The organism is Streptomyces tibetensis (assembly GCF_007655005.1).
GTDB lineage: Bacteria > Actinomycetota > Actinomycetes > Streptomycetales > Streptomycetaceae > Streptomyces > Streptomyces tibetensis.
Map to the genome: position 1 here is coordinate 92,415 of NZ_SZVW01000008.1, position 20,174 is coordinate 112,588.

Sequence of the window (20,174 nt, forward strand, 5' to 3'; positions counted from 1 at the left end):
CCATGTTCACGTAATCTGCGCAATTTGCAGGGCCATTGAAGCAAGCGGGAGATCGGTAATCCACGCTCGGTGACGGCACATGTGGCGACGCGTCAAGAAAAACACCGTCACGGGCAACCGCAAGCTTGTCCTATTGCGTCGTGGTCGCTTACGTTCCACACCAATCCGGACGGACGCCTAATCCTGCCGCCGCCCGGAGCCCGCACACACTGACCCGAAGCACGGCAGGAGCGGGGGACCCACAGGTAAGACGCCTGTTCCGGTTCCCGGAACGGCTTGGGGTTCAGCCGCGCCACGGCACGGCCGGGCATCTCCAGCCCGCACCCGACAGCTCACCTCGCAGGCGACGGAGAGGAATTCGCCATGCCCGCGAAGGGTAAGCACCGCCGTCCCAAGACCCAGCGTTTCACCCGCTCCATCGCCGTCGCCGGAACCGGCGGGGCCGCTCTCGCCCTGCCGCTCATGGGGGCCGCCGGCGCTCACGCCGCCACCCCGCAGTCGGCTCCGGAAAAGGCCGTCCAGTCAGCTCCGGCCGCCGGGGAAAAGGCCGCCGAAAAGGCCAACGGCGTCCGCACGTACACCGTGAAGGCCGGTGACTACCTCGCGAAGATCGCCGGCGAGCAGCACGTCAGCGGCGGCTGGAAGAAGCTCTACGCGGACAACCGTGACGCCGTCGGCTCCGACCCGTCGCTGATCCACCCGGGCCTGAAGCTGTCGATCGGCAAGAAGGCGGCGAGCGCCCCGAAGGCTGCGGCCCCGTCCACGCCGAAGGCTTCGGCCCCGTCCACGCCGAAGGCCTCGGCTCCGAAGCCGTCCGCCGCCGATTCGGCCCCGAAGACGGAGACCGCCGCGAAGCCGGCCGCCGCCGAGAACAACTCCAGCGGCTTCACCCTCCCGGTGACCGGTGCCACGATAGGCACCCCGTACCACATGTCCGGCAGCATGTGGTCCAGCGGCTACCACACCGGTGTCGACTTCGTCGTCCCGACCGGCACCTCCCTCAAGGCCGTCGGCGCGGGCACGGTCGTCTCCGCCGGTTGGGGCGGTGCGTACGGCAACCAGGTCGTCATCAAGCTCGACGACGGCTACTACGCCCAGTACGCCCACCTGTCCCAGCTCTCCGTCTCGGCCGGCCAGACCGTGACCGCGGGGCAGCAGGTCGGCCTGTCGGGCGCGACCGGCAACGTGACCGGACCGCACCTGCACTTCGAGATCCGCACCACGCCGGACTACGGCTCGGACGTGGACCCGGTCGCCTTCCTGCGCTCGCACGGCGTCTCCGTCGGCTGACCCACCGCACGACCACCTGCCTGACACGCGGCCGAAGGCCGGACCCCGATCCCCGGGTCCGGCCTTCGGTGTGTACGCGTGCCGTCGCTCGCCCCAAGGGATCGACAGGCGGCGGCAGTTGGGACAGAGTGATCACGGCCGGAGTGAAAGCGCTTCCCAGAGCCTTCCCGGCGGATCCCGAGGAGTTGTGTCACCGTGCCGACCACCCGCAGAGCGTTCGGAGCCCTGGCCGCCGGCGCCGCCCTGGGGGCCCTCGCCCCCACGGTCACCGCGTACGCCGCCTCCCCTCACCGCCGTCTCGTCGCACGCGACGACTTCTGTCACGGCCTCGGGCGGTGGGCGACCGAACTCCAGGACGGCGGCACCGTCACCGCCTCACGCGGCACGCTGGAGATCGACGTACCGAGCGGCGCGACCGTGTGGTTCAGGCAGCGGCTCGAAGGGCCGTACCTCCTCGAATACACCGCGACCCCCGTCGCCGAGGGCGGTGTCAACGACCGGGTCTCGGACCTCAACAACTTCTGGAACGCGACCGACGTCCGCTCCCCGGACGACCTCTTCGCGACACCGCGCGGTGGAGCCCTCGACGAGTACGACCACCTCACGACGTACTACGCGGGCTACGGCGCCAACTACAACACCACGACCCGGCTGCGCCGCTACGTCGGCGAACCCGGCGTCCGCCCCCTGGTCTTCGACTACACCGAGCCGCTGCTGGCACCGAACGAGCCCAACCGGGTGCGGATCGTGTCCGACGGCTCCACGGTCCGATGGTGGAACAACGGACGGCTCGTCTTCGACCACACCGATCCGCAGCCCTACACCGGCGGCCATTTCGCCTTCCGGACCGTCTGGAGCCATTTCCGGATCAACGGGTTCCGGGTCTGGCGGCTCACCCCGAAACATCCCTGACAAGCCGGGTATTCCGGAGTTGGCGAACACTTTAGGAGTGGCTTATCTCACCGCAGGTCAACCCTTTCCTACGGTCGCGTAGGTCACATTCGAAGGTGAATCATGGACTGCTGTGGCAGACGATTCGAAGAGTGACAGCAAAGCAGTGATCGGGTCGTACGTGGCGGTGGGGGACAGCTTCACCGAGGGCGTCGGCGACCCCGGCCCCGACGGGGCGTTCGTCGGCTGGGCCGACCGGTTCGCCGTCCTGCTCGCCGACCGCAGGCCCGAGGGCGACTTCCGGTACACCAATCTCGCCGTACGCGGAAAGCTCCTCGACCAGATCGTGGCGGACCAGGTTCCGCGGGCCGTCGGCATGGCCCCGGACCTCGTCTCGTTCTGCGCCGGGGGCAACGACATCATCCGGCCCGGCACCGACCCGGACGAGGTGGCCGAGCGCTTCGAGCGGGCCCTGGCCCAACTCACCGCCGTGTCCGGCACGGTGATGGTGACGACCGGTTTCGACACCCGCGGCGTGCCCGTGCTCAAGCATCTGCGCGGCAAGATCGCCACGTACAACGGGCACGTCCGGGCCATCGCCGACCGGTACGGCTGCCCGGTGCTCGACCTGTGGTCCCTGCGCAGCGTGCAGGACCGCCGGGCCTGGGACGCCGACCGGTTGCACCTGTCGCCCGAGGGGCACACACGCGTGGCGCTCCGCGCGGGCCAGGTGCTCGGCCTCGACGTGCCGGCCGACCCCGAGCAGGCGTGGCCTGCGCTGCCCCCGCGCGGCGCTCTCGACATGCGGCGTGACAACGTCGCCTGGGCACGCGAGTTCCTCGTGCCGTGGATCGGGCGCCGACTGCGCGGGGAGTCCTCGGGCGACCACGTGACGGCCAAGGGGGCGCTGTCGCCGGACGACATCAGGACGTGGATCGCATCGGTGGCGTGAGCGGCTCCTGCGCGTGCGGGCCGCGCCGGTGGGACCCCGGCGCGGCCCGCACGCACAGGAGCCGTGGCTTCCAGGGCGGGTCTTCCGGCTCAGCCCGACTCGCGGTGCCGGGGAGCCCCGTGGCTCCGGAGTGATCCGCAAGACACCGGCTAAGGCGTCGGCGGCTTCGCCGTCAGGCCCAACTCGCGGGTCAGGGCCTCTTCCACCCACTCCTGGGCCCGCGCACGCGGCACCGCACCGGCGTAGGACGTCAACTGGACGGCGAGACCGTCGAGGAGGGCGGTCAGCCGCAGGGCCGTGCCGCCCGGGTCGGGGCAGCGGAACTCACCGGCGGCCACGCCCTCCGCGATGACCCCGGCCAGGGCCGCCTTCCACTGCCGGTCGAGATCCTGGGCCACCTCCCGCAGCGCCGGGTCGCGCAGCGCCGCCGCCCAGCCCTCGATCCACAGCCGCCAGCCCTTGGCCTGCCCGGTCGGGGCGTACCACCGCACGGCCGACCGCAGCCGGCGCAGCGCGGGCGAACGGCGGCCGAGGAGCTTGCGCAGATGCGCCAGGTCGCCCTCCGCCGCGTGCCGGAACGCGGCGGCGACCAACTGCTCCTTCGAAGAGAAGTGGTAGAGGACGAGCGCGTTGCTCACACCGAGCGCCGAGGCCACGTCGGCGATCCTGACCGCCGCCACACCCCTCGCCTCGATCTGCTCGATGGCGGCCCGCAACAGATCTCCGCGCCGCTGAGCCACACTCAACCGGACTCTCGTCACGCCGTCACCCTACCCACGGCCGTGCCGTCCGCTGACGGGGCGTTTCGGCCTGCCCGGCGGGCCCGCCGGGACAGCCGGCAGAGACGGCGGGCGCCTCACCGGAACCAGCCGAACCGCTCCGCGATGAGCGGCAGCCGGTCCGCCGCGATCGCATGGGCGGCGGCCCGGGGCGTCGTGCCGTCGGCCTGCGCGCGCGCAAGCATCCGCTCCACCAGCGCCCGCATCGAGCGGCGGGTGCGGGCGAACGCCTCCTCGGCGTCGGCGCCGATGTCCCCGAACAGCGTCCACCACCACCAGGCGTTCGTGCCCGAGTTGACCACGACGTCCGGCAGCACGGTCACCCCGCGCGCGGTCAGCAGCGGCTCCGCCTCCGGACGTACGGGCATGTTGGCCGCCTCCACCACCCAGCGGGCGGTGATCCGCTCCTGGTTCCCGGCGTCGATCGCGTACGACACGGCGGCCGGAACCAGTACGTCCGCGTCGGCCGCCAGCCAGGCCTCGCCCGGTAGTTCGCGGTCGCCGGGGCGCAGTGCGGAGCGGTCCACCGTGCCGTGGGCGTCCCGGGCCGCGAGCAGCGCCTCGACGTCCAGTCCCTCCCGGTTGGCGATCGTGCCCTTGAGGTCGGCGACGGCGACGACCGTGAGCCCCGCGCGCGTGAGGAAACGCGCGGTCGCCCCGCCCATGGTGCCGAAACCCTGGAGGGCGACCCGGGTCCCGGTGGCCGGCACACCGGCACGGTCCAGGGCGGCCAGGGTCGCCTCGGCCACACCGCAGCCCCCGGCCAGCTCGTCCAGGCCGATGCCGTCGACCTCGACCGCGAACGCGTCCCGGAGCCGCTGCCGGGCCTCGGCCTCGTCGTCGAGCAGGGGATACACGGCCTGGATCGAGGAGACCAGCCCCGCCTCGGCCGCCGCCCGGTCGACCAGGTCCTGGGTGAGTCCCAGGTCCTCGCCCGTCGTCCAGCAGGTCTCTATGTACGGCCGCATCGCGCGCAGGTACCGCACCAGCAGCGGGTACGCGCCGGGATCGCGGGGGTCGCAGTCGATGCCGCCCTTGGCGCCGCCGAGCGGGACGTAGCGGCTCGCCGGGTCGTAGTGCAGGGCCTCCTTGAGGGTCATGCCACGGGCCAGGCCGGTGACCTCGTCCAGGGTGCACCCGGCGCGCATCCGCAGACCGCCGCTGGCGACCCCGCGGACCAGCCGGTCGACGACCAGGAAGCCCTGCCGTCCCGTGAGGTGATCGGTCCAGGTCAGGGACAACAGGGGGGTGGCCATCCGGGCTCCTTGGCGACGCGGGTTACTGAATCATCGGTCAGTATCGCCCCGGTTCGCTTCCGGTGGGGCCCCTGTGATCCGGTGTGGTCCGAGGGGCCGACCATAATGGAAAGCCTGACCGACTCGACCTGGAGGTACCGTGGCCGGTTTCCGTACCCTGAGCTCCGGGCTCCGCGCGCTGCAGCCCGGGGCGTTCGGCGCCGACCCGGGCGGTGAGCGCATGGCGCGCATCCGCAGATCCCCCCATTTCAAGGACGGCGTCTTCCAGAACCCCGGCGGCCCCGCGCGGACCCGGCCCTCGGGCTCGACCCTGGACTTCGCGAAGGTCTTCTTCGACAAGGACACCCGGCCCCGCCGCGCCCCGAAGGGCACCGTCCCGGTGCACTCCACCACCCTCGCCGACATCGCCCGCCCCCCGGCCACCGGGCTCCGGCTGACCTGGATGGGACACTCCAGCGTGCTCGCGGAGGTGGACGGCCGGCGCGTCCTGTTCGACCCGGTGTGGGGCGAGCGCTGCTCCCCCTTCTCCTTCGCCGGTCCCAAGCGGCTGCACCCCGTGCCCCTGCCGCTCGCCGCCCTCGGCCCGGTCGACGTCGTGGTCATCTCGCACGACCACTACGACCACCTGGACATGCCGACCATCAAGGCACTGGCGGGCACGGACACGCTGTTCGCCGTGCCCCTCGGCGTCGGCGCGCACCTGGAGCACTGGGGTGTGTCCGCCGACCGGCTGCGCGAGCTGGACTGGCACGAGTCCACCGAGGTCGGCGGCCTCACCCTGACCGCCACCCCGGCCCGGCACTTCTGCGGCCGGGGGCTGCGCAACACCCAGCACACCCTGTGGGCCTCCTGGGTCGTCACCGGCGAGGAGCACCGGATCTACCACAGCGGCGACACCGGCTACTTCGACGGCTTCAAGGAGATCGGCGCCGAGCACGGGCCGTTCGACGCCACGATGATCCAGATCGGCGCGTACTCCGACTTCTGGCCCGACATCCACATGACCCCCGAGGAGGGCATGCGCGCCCACCTCGACCTCCAGGGCGGCCCGGAGCACGGCCCGATGCTGCCGATCCACTGGGCCACCTTCAATCTGGCGGCGCATCCGTGGGCGGATCCCGGCGAGGGGACGCTCGCGGCCGCCCGCGCGGTGGGCGCCGGAGTCGCCCTGCCCCGCCCCGGCCAGCCCTTCGAGCCCGCCGCTGAGAACGTCCCGTCCGAGCCGTGGTGGCGTGGGGTGGCGCTCGCCCCGGCCGGTGGCTTCCCGGCCGGGAAAGCCCCCGCCGGCGCCACGATCAAGACCGCGTCGGACACGGCAGCCATGGCCCAGGCCGGCACGGTGAGTGACAGTGGTCGCGGGGCGGGCAAGGACACCGGGGACCCCGAGACGCTCCCGGCGGGCTGACCCGGGGCGTACGGCAGGCCGACGGCGAGGGCCGGGGAGCGAGGGGCTCCCCGGCCCTCGCCGTCTCTGCGTGACCGCTTCTGACCAGGTCGGATCGATCTCTTTCCCTTCAGGCTCGGATGCGGAGGGGTGCAATCGATCTGTCGTGCGAGGCCTCATACCAGAGCGGGACGCTCACCGTATGAGTTTGTCAACTGCCCACCGCACATGATGCGCTGGCGACTACTGTCAGTGGCCGTCGGGAAACAGGGCGGAACAGGGAGCGGGGGCCGGCACGTGCAGGCGCAGGGCGGACGAGGGAGTCGACGCGACGGGGATCCCCGCTGCCCGCGCGCCAGTGAGGCCGGCCCGGGGGCGGCCGGTGAACCGGGTGCGCGGGCCGGTGACCGGGGTGCCAGGGCCGGTGACCCGGGTGCGCGGGCCGGTGACCGGGGTGCGCGGGCCGGTGACCCGGGCGCCCGGGCCGGTGGCGCAACCGCCGCCGTCGGTGGCGCGGGTTCGGCCGCGGCCGGCGCTCGTGGTGCCGGAGCCCATGGCCCGGGCCGGCACGCGGGCCCCGGTGGCGCCGGGGCCGGGCGGAAGCCAGGGGAGCCCGGGCGCGCGGCCCGGGGCGTGCGCAAGCGGCCGCGCGAACCCGGTCGCAACCCTGCGAGCCCCCCTGGCAGCCAGGCCCGACGTACCAGTACGAGGACACCGATGTCTCACCTCCGCGCACCGGCCGCGCGCGCAGACCGCCGTGAGGGCGGGCGGCACGGGCGGCCCGCCGTCCGCACCGCACCCACGCTGCCCGAGACCCACATACGGCCCCAGCTGCTGCGGCTCGCGGTCCTGCCCCCCGTCGCCGTGGCACTGAGCGGCTGCGCCGCCGTTCTCTTCACCGTCCGGTCCACCGGCACGCGGCCGGGCCCCACCCTGTGGGCGGTGCTCGGCGGCGCGGTCTTCGTGGCCCTCGTCGGGATCGTCGTCGCCGCCGTCGCCGCCGACCGGGCCGCCCGCTCCGTGCACGACCGCATCGGCGTGCTGCGCCGCGGCACCGCTCGGCGCGAGGCCGATCTGCGCACCCTGGTCGAGACGTTGCGCCGCGGCGACGGCCCGCCGCAGCTGGCACCGCAGAGCCGGACAGGGGCGCCCGCGGAGGACGCCGACGACTTCGACCTCCTCGCCGCCGACCTGTCACGCGCACACGACGGCGCCGTCACCGCCGTCGTGCAGGCCTCCCAGCTCTCCAGCCAGACCGGAAGCGAACAGAAGCTCGAGGTGTTCGTCAATCTCGCCCGGCGCCTGCAGTCCCTGGTGCACCGCGAGATCTCCATCCTCGACGAGCTGGAGAACGAGATGGAGGACCCCGACCTGCTCAAGGGGCTCTTCCACGTCGACCACCTCGCCACCCGCATCCGCCGGCACGCCGAGAACCTCGCCGTGCTCGGCGGGGCCGTCTCACGCCGCCAGTGGAGCAACCCGGTCTCCATGACCGAGGTGCTGCGCTCGGCCATCGCCGAGGTCGAGCAGTACTCGCGGGTCAAGCTCGTGCCGCCGATCGACGGGGAGCTGCGGGGGCACGCCGTCGCCGACGTCATCCACCTCCTGGCCGAACTCGTCGAGAACGCGACGGTGTTCTCCGCCCCGCACACCCACGTCCTGCTGCGCGCCAACCTCGTCACCTCAGGGCTCGCCGTCGAGGTCGAGGACCGCGGACTCGGCATGCCCCTGGAGGAGCAGACGCGGATGAACGCGCTGCTCGCCGACCCCGACCAGGTGAACGTCGCAAGGCTCCTGGCGGACGGCCGCATCGGCCTGTTCGTCGTCTCCCAGCTCGCCCGTCGGCACGGCATCACCGTCCGGCTCCAGACCAACATCTACGGCGGAGTGCAGGCGGTGCTCGTCGTACCGCAGGCGCTGCTGGGAGCGGAGAGCGGGGCCGGGGCGGGGGCGGCCGGGGGAGTGGGGCAGCCGGAGGGCGGCACGGCCGGTGCGCAGCGTCCGGCCGTGGTGGGTCCACCCGCCGGGCAGGCCGGGCATGTTGGCCAGGCCGGGCAGGGAGACCAGGCCGGGCAGGGGGGTCAGACCGGGCAGCGTGGGCAGGCCGGGCAGGGGGGTCAGACCGGGCAGCGTGGGCAGGCCGGGCGGCAGGGCCGGACCGGGCAGGCCGCGGCTGGTGCCGGAGCCGGGCCGAGTGCCGTTGCCGGGGCCACGCCGACGGACCGGTCGTCGGTCGAGGGGACTCAACTCGGGGCCTCCTCCCCCCAGCTGCCCGTGTCCGGATCCGGGGCGTCGATGCCGCTCGCGGCACCGGCACCAGGGGCCTCGCGCGGGCACGAACAGGAAGCCGAACCGGCTCCGGGCGGGAACGCTCCGGGCGGCAGGCCGGCGCCCCTGCCCATGCGCGGTGCCCGTCGGGAGCGTCCGACCCCGGCCGAGGCACGGCCCGGCATCGGTCCCGACGACCGGCGCGTGCTCGCCGAGAACATCACCGAGCTGCCCACCCCCCGCAACGGCGCCGTGCGCGGCACCATGGGCAAACCCCAACTGCCCCGTCGGCGCGCCCAGGAACACATCGCGCCCCAACTGCGCGACGGCCCGACGCCACGCCAGGACCCCGACCACCTCGTGGGCCACGACCCCGGTCTGATGGCGGCCTTCCAGCGCGGCATCAGCCTCGCGGAAGCCCAGCAGAACATGGAGGCCGGGCACACGGACTGGGACGACACGGAGTCCTCCCACACGGACCCGGTCCACACCGGCCCCTCCCACGCCGGCCCCTCCCACACCGGTGCGGCCCACACGGACCCTTCGCACGTGGGTTCGGTCCACACGGATGCCTCCCACATGGGCTCCGCACACATGGACTCCGCCTACACAGACCAGGCCCACGCGGACCCCGCACCCAGCGGGTCCGCTCCCAGGGAGCCGATGCCCGTCCGGCCGGTTCACCTCGAGGCGCTCCCCTCGGAGCCGTCCCCCTCGAGCAGGCCCGAGCCCGGATCCCGTTCCGACCACCGCACGACCAGGACCCGGCAGGACGGGAGCGCACCTGCCGGATGACCATCCCCCCTTACCACCCCCCTTACCACCCCGATTTCCACCCCCACCCCCAGCGCTCCCCCAGACCTTCGTACCCCAAGGAGTCGATCCACCATGGCGAGCGATGCGCCGACCGCCCATGTTTCCGATCTCGACTGGCTGATGAGCGGCCTCGTGCAGCGCGTACCGCACACGACCGCCGCGGTGCTCCTGTCCTGCGACGGGCTCGTGAAGTCCGTGCACGGCCTCGATCCGGACAGCGCCGACCACATGGCAGCGCTGGCCTCCGGCCTGTACTCCCTCGGCCGTAGCGCAGGAGTCCGTTTCGGCGACGGCGGCGACGTGCGGCAGGTCGTCGTCGAACTCGCCTCGACCCTGCTGTTCGTCACCACCGCGGGCTCGGGCACCTGCCTGGCCGTGCTCGCCGGCCGCGAGGCCGACGCGGCCGTGCTGGGCTACGAGATGGCGATGCTGGTCAAGAGCGTCCGCCCCTACCTGGTGACCGCTCCCCGGCAGTCCGTCGATTCCCCGGCGATGAGGCCTTGAGCGTGACGGCGGCCGGTGACGGGCCCTGGCTCGACGATGCGGCCGGGCGGCTGGTGCGGCCGTTCACGGTCAGCAACGGCCGCACCCGTCCGACCGTCGCGCTCGACCTCGTGTCGCAGGTGATGGCCACCGGGGCGACCCCCCTCGGCTATCTCGGCCCGGAACACGCGCAGGCGATCGAGCGGTGCCGGGTGCCCGTCGCCGTCGCCGAGGTCGCCGCCCATCTCACACTGCCGGTGGCCGTCACCAAGGTGCTGCTGGCGGACCTCGTCGACTGCGGGGCGCTGACGACCAAGCCCCCCGCGTTCCACCACAACCCGACGGACCGGGCCCTTCTGGAGGCAGTGCTCGATGGACTACGACGACAGCTCTGACTACACCGACGGACCGGGCCACGGCGCCGACCCGTTCCCCACCGCGCTGAAGATCCTGGTGGCGGGCGGGTTCGGCGTGGGCAAGACGACCTTCGTCGGCGCGGTCAGCGAGATCGCGCCGCTCAGCACGGAGGAGCTGCTCACCACCGTCGGCGCCGCGACCGACAATCTCGACGGCATCGAGAACAAGCTCGAGACGACCGTGGCCATGGACTTCGGCCGCATCACCCTCGACCCGCGGCACGTGCTGTACCTGTTCGGGACGCCCGGGCAGGAGCGGTTCTGGTTCATGTGGGACGAGTTGTGCGAGGGCGCGCTCGGCGCGGTCATCCTCGCCGACACCCGCCGGCTCCAGGAGTGCTTCGCGGCCGTCGACTTCTTCGAGCAGCGCGGCCTCGGATTCATCGTCGCCGTCAACGAGTTCGACGGCGCCCACCGCTACGACCCGGATGAGGTGCGCGGTGCCCTGGATCTGTCCGCGGACGTCCCCGTCGTGTGCTGCGACGCGCGGATCTCCAGCTCCGGGGTCCAGACCCTGCTGACCCTGGTGCGCCACCTCATCGCCCACACGCCGGCCCCTGCTTCGGGATATGGCGCCCACACGTGACCCCTTCACATCCCCCAGGGAGCCCGTACATGACGCAAACCCACAGCCCGGGAGCATGCCCATGACCTACGACCCGCCGCGCCCGGCCGGTCGTCTGCTGCTCACACCCGAGGACAGGGAGGCCCCCGCCCGCACCGGCCGACTGCGCCGACTGGGCCTGGGGGAGCGCCCCGAACCCGCACTCGACGCCTTCGCGCAGCGCCTCGCCGAGTTCACCGGGGCGCCGTACGCCATGGTCAACTTCCCCGGCCAACAGGGGCAGTTCTACGCGGGCCTGTACGTGCCGGCTGTCCCCCCGGTCGTGCGCAGCGACGGCACCGGCCCGCGCCTCGGCCGTGCCCTGCCCCGCGACCACGGCTTCTGCCCCCATGTGGTGGCGCGCCGCAAGGCCCTCGCCCTGGAGGACGTCGCCGACTATCCGCGGTTCGCGGGCAACCCGGTGGTCGACGAGTTCGGCATCCGCTCCTATCTGGGGGCACCGCTCATCGACGGCACGGGCCTGGTACTGGGCACGGTCAGCGTGGCGGACGTCGCGCCGCGACCGTGGGGGAAACCCGGCCTGACGGCGATCAAGGAACACGCTTCGCTGCTCGTCGTGGAGCTGGAGAGCCGCGACGGCCTGCCGCCCTACTGACGCCGCGGGTTCCCACAGGACCCCTGGGGCGTGAAGGAAAGCTGAGGCGGCGGTTAAGAAATCCTCGATGGACCGGCAGGCCGCCGTACGGCAGATTGCAGTGCGATCCCACTCCTCTCCCGGTCCAGGGGTTCCTTCGGCATGCCCGGAGCCGGGACTCACCCACAGGAGCCGTAGCGGTGAAGGCGCTGGTCAAGCAGAAGGCGGAACCCGGGCTGTGGCTCGCGGACGTCCCCGAGCCCACCGTCGGGCCCAAAGACGTGCTCATCAAGGTGCTGCGCACCGGCATCTGCGGCACCGACCTGCACATCAGGGCCTGGGACGGCTGGGCGCAGCAGGCGATCAGCACCCCGCTCGTGCTCGGGCACGAGTTCGTCGGCGAGGTCGTCGAGACCGGGCGGGACGTCACCGACATCGGCATCGGCGATCGGGTCAGCGGCGAGGGCCACCTGGTGTGCGGCAAGTGCCGCAACTGCCAGGCCGGCCGCCGGCACCTCTGCCGGGCCACCGTGGGGCTGGGCGTGGGCCGGGACGGGGCGTTCGCCGAGTACGTCGCCCTGCCCGCCGCCAACGTCTGGGTGCACCGGGTGCCCGTCGACCTCGACGTGGCCGCGATCTTCGACCCGTTCGGCAACGCCGTGCACACCGCCCTGTCGTTCCCGCTCGTCGGCGAGGACGTCCTGATCACCGGCGCCGGCCCCATCGGCCTGATGGCCGCCGCCGTGGCCCGGCACGCCGGCGCCCGCAACGTCGTGATCACCGACGTCAGCCCGGAGCGGCTGGAGCTGGCCCGCAAGATCGGTGTCAGCCTGGCGCTGGACGTCTCCGGCTCGACGATCGCCGACGGGCAGCGCACGCTCGGACTGCGCGAGGGCTTCGACATCGGCCTGGAGATGTCCGGCCGCCCCGAGGCTCTGCGCGACATGATCGCCAACATGACCCATGGCGGCCGCATCGCCATGCTCGGCCTGCCCGCGCAGGAGTTCCCCGTCGACTGGGCCCGCGTCGTCACCTCGATGATCACCATCAAGGGCATCTACGGCCGCGAGATGTTCGAGACCTGGTACGCCATGTCGGTCCTGATGGAGGCCGGCCTGGACCTCGCACCCGTCATCACCGGCCGCTACGGCCACCGCGACTTCGAGGCGGCGTTCGAGGACGCGGCGAGCGGCCGCGGCGGCAAGGTCATCCTCGACTGGACGGCGTAACTCCCTTTCTCCGCGAGCACCCTAGGAGCTTCCCCCATGTTCGACTCCGTGCGCGACGACCTGCGCGCCACCCTCGACGAGATCCGCGCCGCCGGCCTGCACAAGCCCGAGCGCGTGATCGGCAGTCCGCAGTCCGCCACCGTGAACGTCACCGCGGGCGGCCGCCCCGGCGAGGTCCTCAACTTCTGCGCCAACAACTACCTCGGCCTCGCCGACCACCCCGAGGTCGTCGCCGCCGCCCACGAGGCCCTGGACCGCTGGGGTTACGGCATGGCCTCCGTCCGCTTCATCTGCGGCACCCAGGAGGTGCACAAGGAACTCGAGGCCAGGCTCTCGGCGTTCCTCGGCCAGGAGGACACCATCCTCTACTCCTCCTGCTTCGACGCCAACGGCGGCGTGTTCGAGACGCTGCTCGGCGCGGAGGACGCGGTCATCTCCGACGCGCTCAACCACGCCTCCATCATCGACGGCATCCGTCTGTCCAAGGCCCGCCGCCTGCGCTACGCCAACCGCGACCTCGCCGAGCTGGAGGCCCGCCTCAAGGAGGCCTCCGACGCGCGCCGCCGCCTGATCGTCACCGACGGCGTCTTCTCCATGGACGGATACGTCGCCCCGCTGCGCGAGATCTGCGACCTCGCCGACCGCTACGACGCGATGGTCATGGTCGACGACTCCCACGCGGTCGGTTTCGTCGGCCCCGGCGGCCGGGGCACGCCCGAACTGCACGGCGTCATGGACCGCGTCGACATCATCACCGGCACCCTCGGCAAGGCCCTCGGCGGCGCCTCCGGCGGCTACGTCGCGGCCCGCGCCGAGATCGTCGCCCTGCTGCGCCAGCGCTCGCGGCCGTACCTGTTCTCCAACACGCTCGCCCCGGTGATCGCGGCGGCCTCCCTCAAGGTCATCGACCTGCTGGAGTCGGCGGACGACCTGCGCGTCCGGCTGGCAGAGAACACGGCCCTGTTCCGCGGCCGCATGACCGAGGAGGGCTTCGACGTGCTCCCCGGCGACCACGCCATCGCCCCGGTGATGATCGGCGACGCGGCGGTCGCCGGCCGCATGGCGGAGCTGCTGCTGGAACGCGGCGTCTACGTCATCGGCTTCTCGTACCCGGTGGTGCCGCAGGGCCAGGCCAGGATCCGCGTCCAGCTGTCGGCCGCGCACTCCACGGACGACGTCAACCGCGCGGTGGACGCCTTCGTGGCGGCCCGGGCCCAGCTGGACTCCGAGCAGGCCTGAGGGACGCGTTTGAGACAATCGATCGCATGATCGAAGCGCGGCGGCTCCACATCCTCCGGGCGGTGGCCGACCACCGTACGGTGACGGCGGCTGCCGCCGCGCTGTATCTCACCCCGTCGGCCGTCTCCCAGCAGCTCGCCGCCCTGGAGCAGGAGACCGGCCACCGGCTCGTCGAGCGAGGCGCCAAGGGCGTACGGCTCACCCCCGCCGGGGAGATCCTGCTCAACCACACCAATGCGGTCCTCGCCCAGCTGGAGCGGGCCGAGGCCGAGCTCGCCGCGTACAGCTCGGGCGCGGCCGGCACCGTCACGGTCGCCTCCTTCGCCACCGGCATCGCCCTGGTCGTCGCGCCCGCCGTGGCCGGTCTCGCCCGGTCGGCACCCGGGATCCGCATCCGCGTCCAGGACGCCGAGGGCGACGCCAGCCTGCCGATGGTGCTGGACCGGCAGGTCGATGTCGCGGTCGCCGTCGAGTACCGCGGGGCCCCGCCCGCCGACGACCCGCGACTGGCCCACGTACCGCTGTACGCCGAGCCCTTCGACGCGGTCCTGCCGGTCGGTCACCGCCTGGCGGGCACGCCCGAGGTGCCGCTCGCCGAACTGGCCAAGGACGCGTGGATCGGCCCGTACCCCGGCAATCCCTGCCATGACGTGGTGGTCCTGGCCTGCGAGAACGCCGGGTTCCAGCCGCGCATGGAGCACTCCTCGGACGACTTCCGCGCGGTCGTCGCCATCGCCTCCGCCGACGCGGGCGTCGCCCTGGTGCCGCGCTCGGCACTGCGCGGCATGGACCTCACCGGAGTGGTCGTCCGCCCCGTCGACGGGACGCCCCCCACCCGCCGGGTCTTCGCCGCCGTCCGCAGGGGAGCCGAGGAGCACCCGCTCATCCGCCCCGTGCTGGACGCGCTCGGCGCCGCGGCCCGGGTGTGAGCACCTCGTAACGCGGCCGTCTCATATCCGGGATAGCGTCCCGGATATGAGACATGACGAGGTGGACCCCGTCGACGCCCGGCTGGGCGTACGCCTGGCCGAACTGAGGGCCGAACACGGCTGGTCCCTGGGCGAGTTGGCGGACCGCAGCGGGGTGAGCCGCTCGACCCTGTCCCGGGCCGAGCGGGCGGAGATCAGCCCGACGGCCGCACTCCTGAACCGCCTCTGCGCCGTCTACGGACGCACCATGTCCCAGCTGCTCAGCGAGGTCGAGGCGGAACCGGAGACGGTGGTCCGCTCCGCCGGGCAGCCCGTGTGGCAGGACCGGGCCTCCGGCTTCGTACGGCGCTCCGTGTCGCCCCCGCACACCGCCCTGCGCGGCGAGCTGATCGAGGCCCGCCTCGCGCCCGGCGCCGACATCGCCTACGACCGTCCGCCCCTGGCCGGGCTGGAGCAGCACATCTGGATCCTGGAGGGGGCCCTGGACGTGACCGCCCAGGACACCGAACACCACCTCGCCACCGGCGACTGCCTGAGGATGCGCGTGTGGGGCCCGACCCGGTTCCGGTGTACCGCTCCCGCGGGCGTGCGGTACCTGCTGGCGGTGGTGCGGCCGTGATCCGCCTGGACGAGGCCAGGCTCCTGGAGCGCGCGGGGACGTTGGCGGATCTGCTGTGCGACACCGTGAACGGTGGTGCGTCGGTCGGATTCCTCGCCCCGCTCACCCGGGCGGAAGCCCTGACCTGGTGGGAGGAGCGGGCCGCGGACGTCGCCGCGGGCCGGCTCGCCGTCTGGGTCTCGTGCGAGGGGGAGCGGGTGCTCGGCACCGTGAGCCTGGCCTTCCCCGGCAAGACCAACAGCCGGCACCGCGCCGAGCTCGTGAAGCTGATGGTGCACCGGGAGGCCCGTGGCCGCGGTCTCGGCCGCGGGCTCCTGGCCACGGCGCAGGACGCGGCAGCGGCGGCCGGTCTCACTCTCCTGCACCTGGACACCGAGACCGGCAGCCCCGCCGAGCGCCTGTACCGGTCCGCCGGGTGGACCCCGATCGGCGCGATCCCCGACTACGCGGCCGATCCCGGCGGGGTGCTGCGGCCGACGACGATCTACTACAAGCGCGTACCGGCAGCCGCTCTCACCAGGTAATTGTCAGTGGGAGCCGATACGGTGCCTGCCATGCCGGATGCCGAAGACGTACGACGGATCGCCCTGTCCCTGCCGGACACGACGGAGAAGATCGCCTGGAGCATGCCCACGTTCCGGGTCGCGGGGAAGATGTTCGCCACGCTGCCGGAGGACGAGACCTCCATCGCCGTGCGCTGCCCCAAGGAGGAGCGGAACGAGCTGGTGCTCGCCGAGCCGGGGAAGTTCTGGATCGCCGACCACGAGTCCCAGTTCGCCTGGGTGCGGGCCAGGCTCGAAGCCATCGAGGACGAGGGGGAGTTGCGGGACATCCTCGCCGACTCCTGGCGCCAGGCGGCCCCGACCCGGCTCCTTGAAACCCACCCCCGGCTCGGCCTCCCGGCGCAGTGACGTCCGCCCGGTCTCACACCCGGACGCCCGCCCCGACGAAGCCCCCGATGCGCTCCCGCAGCGACCGGGCGTCGAGGCCGTGGGCGGTGACATGCTCCTCCACCTGCCCGTACCGCCGCAGCTCTCGGCGTCCCACGCCCAGTCCGAGGACCCGGTGCGGCACATCCGACAGCGCGTCGTTCGCGGCGGCCGTCGAGGTGCCCGCCAGGTAGGGCTCGACGAGGACGACGTCCGTCCCTGCCGTCTCGGTGGCCCGGCGCAGGGTGGCGCCGTCGAAGGGGCGGACGGTGGTCGCGTACAGGACGGTGACGTCCAGTCCCTCGGTGGCGGCGAGTACGGCGTCGAGCATCGGCCCGACGGCGCCCACCACGCCGGAGCGCCCCTCGCGGACCGTACGGAAGCGCTCGCCGTCGACCGGCAGCGCCTGTCCGTTGGCCTGGACGGACAGCCGTACGTACACCTTGTCATCGCCCGCGGCGACCGCGTGCCGCAGCAGCGTCTCGGCCTCGTCCGGGTGCCCTGGCACATGGACGGTCCAGCCGTCCAGGGTGTCGAGCAACGCCACGTCGCCCGGTGCCATGTGGGTGTAGCCGCCGGCCGGCCAGTCGTAGGAGGCGGCGGCGCTCACCAGCACCGCCCCCGCGTCCTGGTGCCCGAGGTCCAGCTTGACCTGCTCGAAGGGCCGCTCCACGAGGAAGCTGGCGAAGGTGTGCACGACGGGCCGCAGCCCCGTCAGTGCCAGCCCCGCCGCCGCCCCGATCAGGAGCTGCTCACGGATGCCGACGTCGACGACCCGGCCGGGATGGCGGCGGGCGGCCCCCGCGAAGCCGTCCGTGCCGATCGCGGCCAGGACCACGGCGACCCGGGGATCCTCGTCGAGGAGCCGGGAGACGACGGGGGCGAAACGGTCACGCATGGTGTCCATGGGGAAAGGTTCCTTTCGGTGCGGGGCTCAGGCGGACTTCGGCTCGACCCGGGCCACGACCACGTGCGGGCGACCCGGGTGCGGCGCGGTGAAGGCGGCGTACAGGGCGTCGTGATCACGGCCGTCGACGGTCAGCGCGGACCAGCCCGCCGCCTCGAAGCGGGCGGCGATCCCGCCGGGCCGCGCGTATGCGGCGGAGGCGTTGTCGACGACGACGGTGTGCAGCCGGTCGAGCCCGGCGGGCCCGGCGAAGGCGATCGCCTCGTGGTTGCTGCCCTCGTCCAACTCGGCGTCCCCGATCAGCGCCCACACCCGCGGCTCGTCGAGCCCCTGGGCACGCAGCCCCAGCGCCGTCCCGACGGCGATGGGCAGCCCGTGCCCCAGCGATCCGCTGCCGATCTCGGCCCCCGGCACGAGCGTCCGGTCGGGGTGGTGGCCGAGCGGGGAGTCGTAGGAGCCGAAGCCGGGCAGCCACTCCACCGGCAGGAAGCGCTTGGCGGCCAGCACGGCGTAGTACGCCATCGGCCCGTGCCCCTTCGACAGCAGGAACCGGTCCCGTCCCGGGTCCTCCAGGCCCTCCGGGCTCACCCGCAGCACCCGGTCGTAGAGGACCCACAGCACGTCCAGCGTGGACGTCGCGGCCGGGCCGTGCTTCTCGTCGCCGGTCATCAGGCCCATCAGCCCCGGCAGGTCGGCATAGGTGTACGCGTGCGTGTGCGTCAGTGTCGCGTCGGTCATGACGACGAGCGTGCAACCTCAACCAAACTTGAGGTCAAGTGGCGTTCGCCGGAAACGGATGCGCGATCAGCGGTGCGAGTGCGGTATTGTTTCCCTGCGCGTTCGGCCGGGGGAACCCCCAGGTCAGACGGGCAACGGGACGTGGCGCAGCTTGGTAGCGCACTTGACTGGGGGTCAAGGGGTCGCAGGTTCAAATCCTGTCGTCCCGACAGAATGATCAGCGGGTCCGCCGGTATCGGCGGGCCCGCTGATCGCGTCGGAGGGTCCGGCCGACGTCAGCCGCCACCGTCCAGGTCGTCGCACCGGCGCACGATCTCCAGCTCGTGGCCGTCGAGCCGCATCTCGTACAGCTTGCCGCGGGCGTTCTCGAAGGGCCGGTGGAGGATCATCATCAGCCGGCCGTCGAAGGTGTGAAAGAGCATGCCGTGGCCGCTGTCGTCGCGGACCAGCGGACGGCGTTGCTCCCACGGCCCCGTGAGGTCCCCGGAGCCGGACACGGCGTAGGTCTGCGCGTAGCCGCCGCTGACCGTGCCGTCCTGGCCGGCCACGTTCTTCTCGTAGGTCGACCAGAGCATGAGCAGGCAGCCGTCGGGGGTGCGGGACAGCTGGGGGCCGTCGGTGATGTAGGGCGGCAACTGGTGCGGGACGCCGGCGGGAATCTGCTCACCGGTCCAGGGCGCGTCCGACGCCTTGAAGAGGAACACCGGATCGCCGACCGAGCGGGACAGGTCCGGGGTCAGACGGACCGCCTCCATCGTTCCGTCGATGGTCTGCAGCCACTCGTGCGCGTACACCATCCAGGGCTGACCGGACGGGTCGACGTACAGCGTGCCGTCCAGGGTCATGAGGTGCTCGGGCGGTACCGGGCGCGACGGGTCGAGCACCGTGAAGGGGCCGAGCAGGGAGTCGGAGACCGCGGTGACCGTGCCGCGCATGTGGGTCGGGGTCCGGAAGGGCACACCCCACTGGTTCGGCGTCGGAACCGGAAGTGGCCGGTCCGCGTTGTGCAGCGTGGTGAACAGGTAGTACCTGCCGTCCCACGCGTGCACTTCCGGCGCCCACGCGCCGTCGGTGGCCCAGAGGTCCTCCTGCCCGGCCGTCAGGAAGACCACCACCGGCGGCGTCCAGTCGCGCAGGTCACGGCTGCGATAGACCATCGTGCCGGTGCCGCCCACGCCCGACACCGCGGGAACGTTGGACGTGTAGAGGTGGTAGGTGCGTGTCGCGTCGTCGGCGACGACGAACGGGTCGTGCAGCGGCATGCCGGGAAGCCGCATCGGTGGAGGTCCTTTCCTGACCGCCCGGGACGGTCAGATCCCGCAGCCCGCATGCGCCAGCGCCTGCTTCAGCAGCACCCCGTGCCCGCCCGGCATCTCGCTCTGCACCGCCTCCGAGACGGCGTCCTGCGGGCTGAACCACACCAGGTCGAGGGCGTCCTGCCGAGGCCGGCAGTCGCCCGTCACCGGCACGATGTAGGCGAGGGACACCGCGTGCTGGCGCGGGTCGTGGTACGGCGTGACGCCGTGCGTCGGGAAGTACTCCGCGACCGTGAACGGCTGGAGCGACGCCGGGACGCGGGGCAGCGCGACCGGGCCGAGGTCCTTCTCCAGGTGGCGCAGGAGGGCGTCGCGGACGCGCTCGTGGTGCAGCACGCGGCCGGATACCAGCGTCCGGCTGACCGTGCCGTCGGGCCCGATGCGCAGCAGCAGGCCGACACTGGTCACTTCGCCGCTGTCGTCGACGCGTACCGGGACGGCCTCGACGTACAGGATCGGCATGCGGGCACGTGTCATCTCCAGTTCGTCGGAGGACAGCCAGCCGGGCGTGGTTTCGGTCATGTCAGACATTGC

22 protein-coding genes, 1 tRNA gene and 1 riboswitch are annotated in these 20,174 nt (G+C 72.6%); of the genes, 16 read left to right on the forward strand and 7 right to left on the reverse strand.

Features of this window, described 5'->3' with window-relative positions; genetic code table 11:
• Positions 1–204: 204 nt before the first annotated feature.
• A riboswitch (cyclic di-AMP (ydaO/yuaA leader) is annotated at positions 205–359 on the forward strand.
• Between the two features lie 4 nt (positions 360–363).
• The 3 genes from FDO69_RS15385 to FDO69_RS15395 all read left to right on the forward strand — a co-directional run bounded on the left by FDO69_RS15385 (position 364) and on the right by FDO69_RS15395 (position 3,133).
• Positions 364–1,290 (forward strand): M23 family metallopeptidase, encoded by a 927-nt coding sequence (locus FDO69_RS15385; protein ID WP_104780388.1) that lies wholly within the window; start codon positions 364–366, stop codon positions 1,288–1,290.
• 195 nt (positions 1,291–1,485) lie between these two features.
• Positions 1,486–2,202, forward strand: a complete 717-nt coding sequence (locus FDO69_RS15390) for a DUF6250 domain-containing protein (protein WP_104780389.1) — start codon at positions 1,486–1,488, stop codon at positions 2,200–2,202.
• A gap of 145 nt (positions 2,203–2,347) precedes the next feature.
• Positions 2,348–3,133 carry an SGNH/GDSL hydrolase family protein gene (locus tag FDO69_RS15395; RefSeq protein WP_104780390.1) on the forward strand — a complete coding sequence of 262 codons (786 nt, stop codon included), beginning with the start codon at positions 2,348–2,350 and terminating at the stop codon, positions 3,131–3,133.
• Positions 3,134–3,282: 149 nt separating this feature from the next.
• Here FDO69_RS15395 and FDO69_RS15400 read toward each other — a convergent pair whose 3' ends face one another.
• Positions 3,283–3,894 (reverse strand): TetR/AcrR family transcriptional regulator, encoded by a 612-nt coding sequence (locus FDO69_RS15400; RefSeq protein WP_276616063.1) that lies wholly within the window; start codon positions 3,892–3,894, stop codon positions 3,283–3,285.
• 95 nt (positions 3,895–3,989) lie between these two features.
• Complete coding sequence (locus FDO69_RS15405) at positions 3,990–5,168, reverse strand: glutamate dehydrogenase (RefSeq protein ID WP_104780392.1); 1,179 nt, start codon at positions 5,166–5,168, stop codon at positions 3,990–3,992.
• 139 nt (positions 5,169–5,307) lie between these two features.
• Between FDO69_RS15405 and FDO69_RS15410 the strand changes: the two genes are divergently transcribed.
• On the forward strand, positions 5,308–6,573 hold the full coding sequence (locus FDO69_RS15410) for an MBL fold metallo-hydrolase (protein WP_104780393.1): 1,266 nt from the start codon (positions 5,308–5,310) through the stop codon (positions 6,571–6,573).
• Positions 6,574–6,801: 228 nt separating this feature from the next.
• Here FDO69_RS15410 and FDO69_RS15415 read toward each other — a convergent pair whose 3' ends face one another.
• Complete coding sequence (locus tag FDO69_RS15415) at positions 6,802–7,122, reverse strand: hypothetical protein (RefSeq protein WP_138430100.1); 321 nt, start codon at positions 7,120–7,122, stop codon at positions 6,802–6,804.
• Between the two features lie 147 nt (positions 7,123–7,269).
• Here FDO69_RS15415 and FDO69_RS15420 point away from each other — a divergent pair, with 147 nt between their 5' ends.
• From FDO69_RS15420 to FDO69_RS15470, 11 genes are all read left to right on the forward strand, one after another.
• Positions 7,270–9,615, forward strand: a complete 2,346-nt coding sequence (locus FDO69_RS15420; protein WP_104780395.1) for a sensor histidine kinase — start codon at positions 7,270–7,272, stop codon at positions 9,613–9,615.
• 93 nt (positions 9,616–9,708) lie between these two features.
• The gene (locus tag FDO69_RS15425) at positions 9,709–10,140 is read left to right on the forward strand and encodes a roadblock/LC7 domain-containing protein (RefSeq protein ID WP_053671618.1); all 432 of its coding nucleotides are present in this window, start codon (positions 9,709–9,711) and stop codon (positions 10,138–10,140) included.
• Between the two features lie 2 nt (positions 10,141–10,142).
• Complete coding sequence (locus tag FDO69_RS15430) at positions 10,143–10,514, forward strand: DUF742 domain-containing protein (RefSeq protein ID WP_104780396.1); 372 nt, start codon at positions 10,143–10,145, stop codon at positions 10,512–10,514.
• Positions 10,492–11,121 carry a GTP-binding protein gene (locus tag FDO69_RS15435; RefSeq protein ID WP_104780397.1) on the forward strand — a complete coding sequence of 210 codons (630 nt, stop codon included), beginning with the start codon at positions 10,492–10,494 and terminating at the stop codon, positions 11,119–11,121. Before FDO69_RS15430 ends, FDO69_RS15435 begins: the two co-directional genes overlap by 23 nt.
• Before the next feature lie 61 nt (positions 11,122–11,182).
• Positions 11,183–11,755: a GAF domain-containing protein gene (locus tag FDO69_RS15440; RefSeq protein ID WP_104780398.1), complete on the forward strand. Its 573-nt coding sequence runs from the start codon at positions 11,183–11,185 to the stop codon at positions 11,753–11,755.
• Positions 11,756–11,934: 179 nt separating this feature from the next.
• A complete protein-coding gene (gene tdh, locus FDO69_RS15445; protein WP_104780399.1) occupies positions 11,935–12,963 on the forward strand; it encodes an L-threonine 3-dehydrogenase in 1,029 nt (342 codons plus the stop codon).
• 36 nt (positions 12,964–12,999) lie between these two features.
• The gene (locus FDO69_RS15450) at positions 13,000–14,202 is read left to right on the forward strand and encodes a glycine C-acetyltransferase (protein ID WP_104780400.1); all 1,203 of its coding nucleotides are present in this window, start codon (positions 13,000–13,002) and stop codon (positions 14,200–14,202) included.
• A 26-nt stretch (positions 14,203–14,228) separates the two neighbouring features.
• Positions 14,229–15,131 carry a LysR family transcriptional regulator gene (locus FDO69_RS15455; RefSeq protein ID WP_104780401.1) on the forward strand — a complete coding sequence of 301 codons (903 nt, stop codon included), beginning with the start codon at positions 14,229–14,231 and terminating at the stop codon, positions 15,129–15,131.
• Between the two features lie 46 nt (positions 15,132–15,177).
• Complete coding sequence (locus FDO69_RS15460) at positions 15,178–15,750, forward strand: helix-turn-helix domain-containing protein (protein ID WP_104780402.1); 573 nt, start codon at positions 15,178–15,180, stop codon at positions 15,748–15,750.
• The gene (locus FDO69_RS15465; RefSeq protein ID WP_104780403.1) at positions 15,747–16,274 is read left to right on the forward strand and encodes a GNAT family N-acetyltransferase; all 528 of its coding nucleotides are present in this window, start codon (positions 15,747–15,749) and stop codon (positions 16,272–16,274) included. Before FDO69_RS15460 ends, FDO69_RS15465 begins: the two co-directional genes overlap by 4 nt.
• A 30-nt stretch (positions 16,275–16,304) precedes the next feature.
• Positions 16,305–16,661, forward strand: coding sequence for an MmcQ/YjbR family DNA-binding protein (locus FDO69_RS15470; protein ID WP_167526602.1), 357 nt, complete (start codon positions 16,305–16,307; stop codon positions 16,659–16,661).
• A 13-nt stretch (positions 16,662–16,674) separates the two neighbouring features.
• Here FDO69_RS15470 and FDO69_RS15475 read toward each other — a convergent pair whose 3' ends face one another.
• Positions 16,675–17,586 carry a transketolase family protein gene (locus FDO69_RS15475; protein ID WP_104780405.1) on the reverse strand — a complete coding sequence of 304 codons (912 nt, stop codon included), beginning with the start codon at positions 17,584–17,586 and terminating at the stop codon, positions 16,675–16,677.
• Between the two features lie 27 nt (positions 17,587–17,613).
• Positions 17,614–18,324: a thiamine pyrophosphate-dependent enzyme gene (locus tag FDO69_RS15480; RefSeq protein WP_104780406.1), complete on the reverse strand. Its 711-nt coding sequence runs from the start codon at positions 18,322–18,324 to the stop codon at positions 17,614–17,616.
• Positions 18,325–18,459: 135 nt separating this feature from the next.
• Here FDO69_RS15480 and FDO69_RS15485 point away from each other — a divergent pair.
• Positions 18,460–18,533 (forward strand) — tRNA-Pro (locus FDO69_RS15485).
• A 66-nt stretch (positions 18,534–18,599) separates the two neighbouring features.
• On the opposite strand, the gene FDO69_RS15490 is transcribed toward FDO69_RS15485, so the two are convergent.
• Both FDO69_RS15490 and FDO69_RS15495 read right to left on the reverse strand, forming a co-directional pair.
• The gene (locus FDO69_RS15490; protein WP_104780407.1) at positions 18,600–19,601 is read right to left on the reverse strand and encodes a glycoside hydrolase family 43 protein; all 1,002 of its coding nucleotides are present in this window, start codon (positions 19,599–19,601) and stop codon (positions 18,600–18,602) included.
• A gap of 33 nt (positions 19,602–19,634) precedes the next feature.
• Positions 19,635–20,162, reverse strand: coding sequence for an NUDIX hydrolase family protein (locus tag FDO69_RS15495; protein WP_167526612.1), 528 nt, complete (start codon positions 20,160–20,162; stop codon positions 19,635–19,637).
• Between the last annotated feature and the right edge of the window lie 12 nt (positions 20,163–20,174).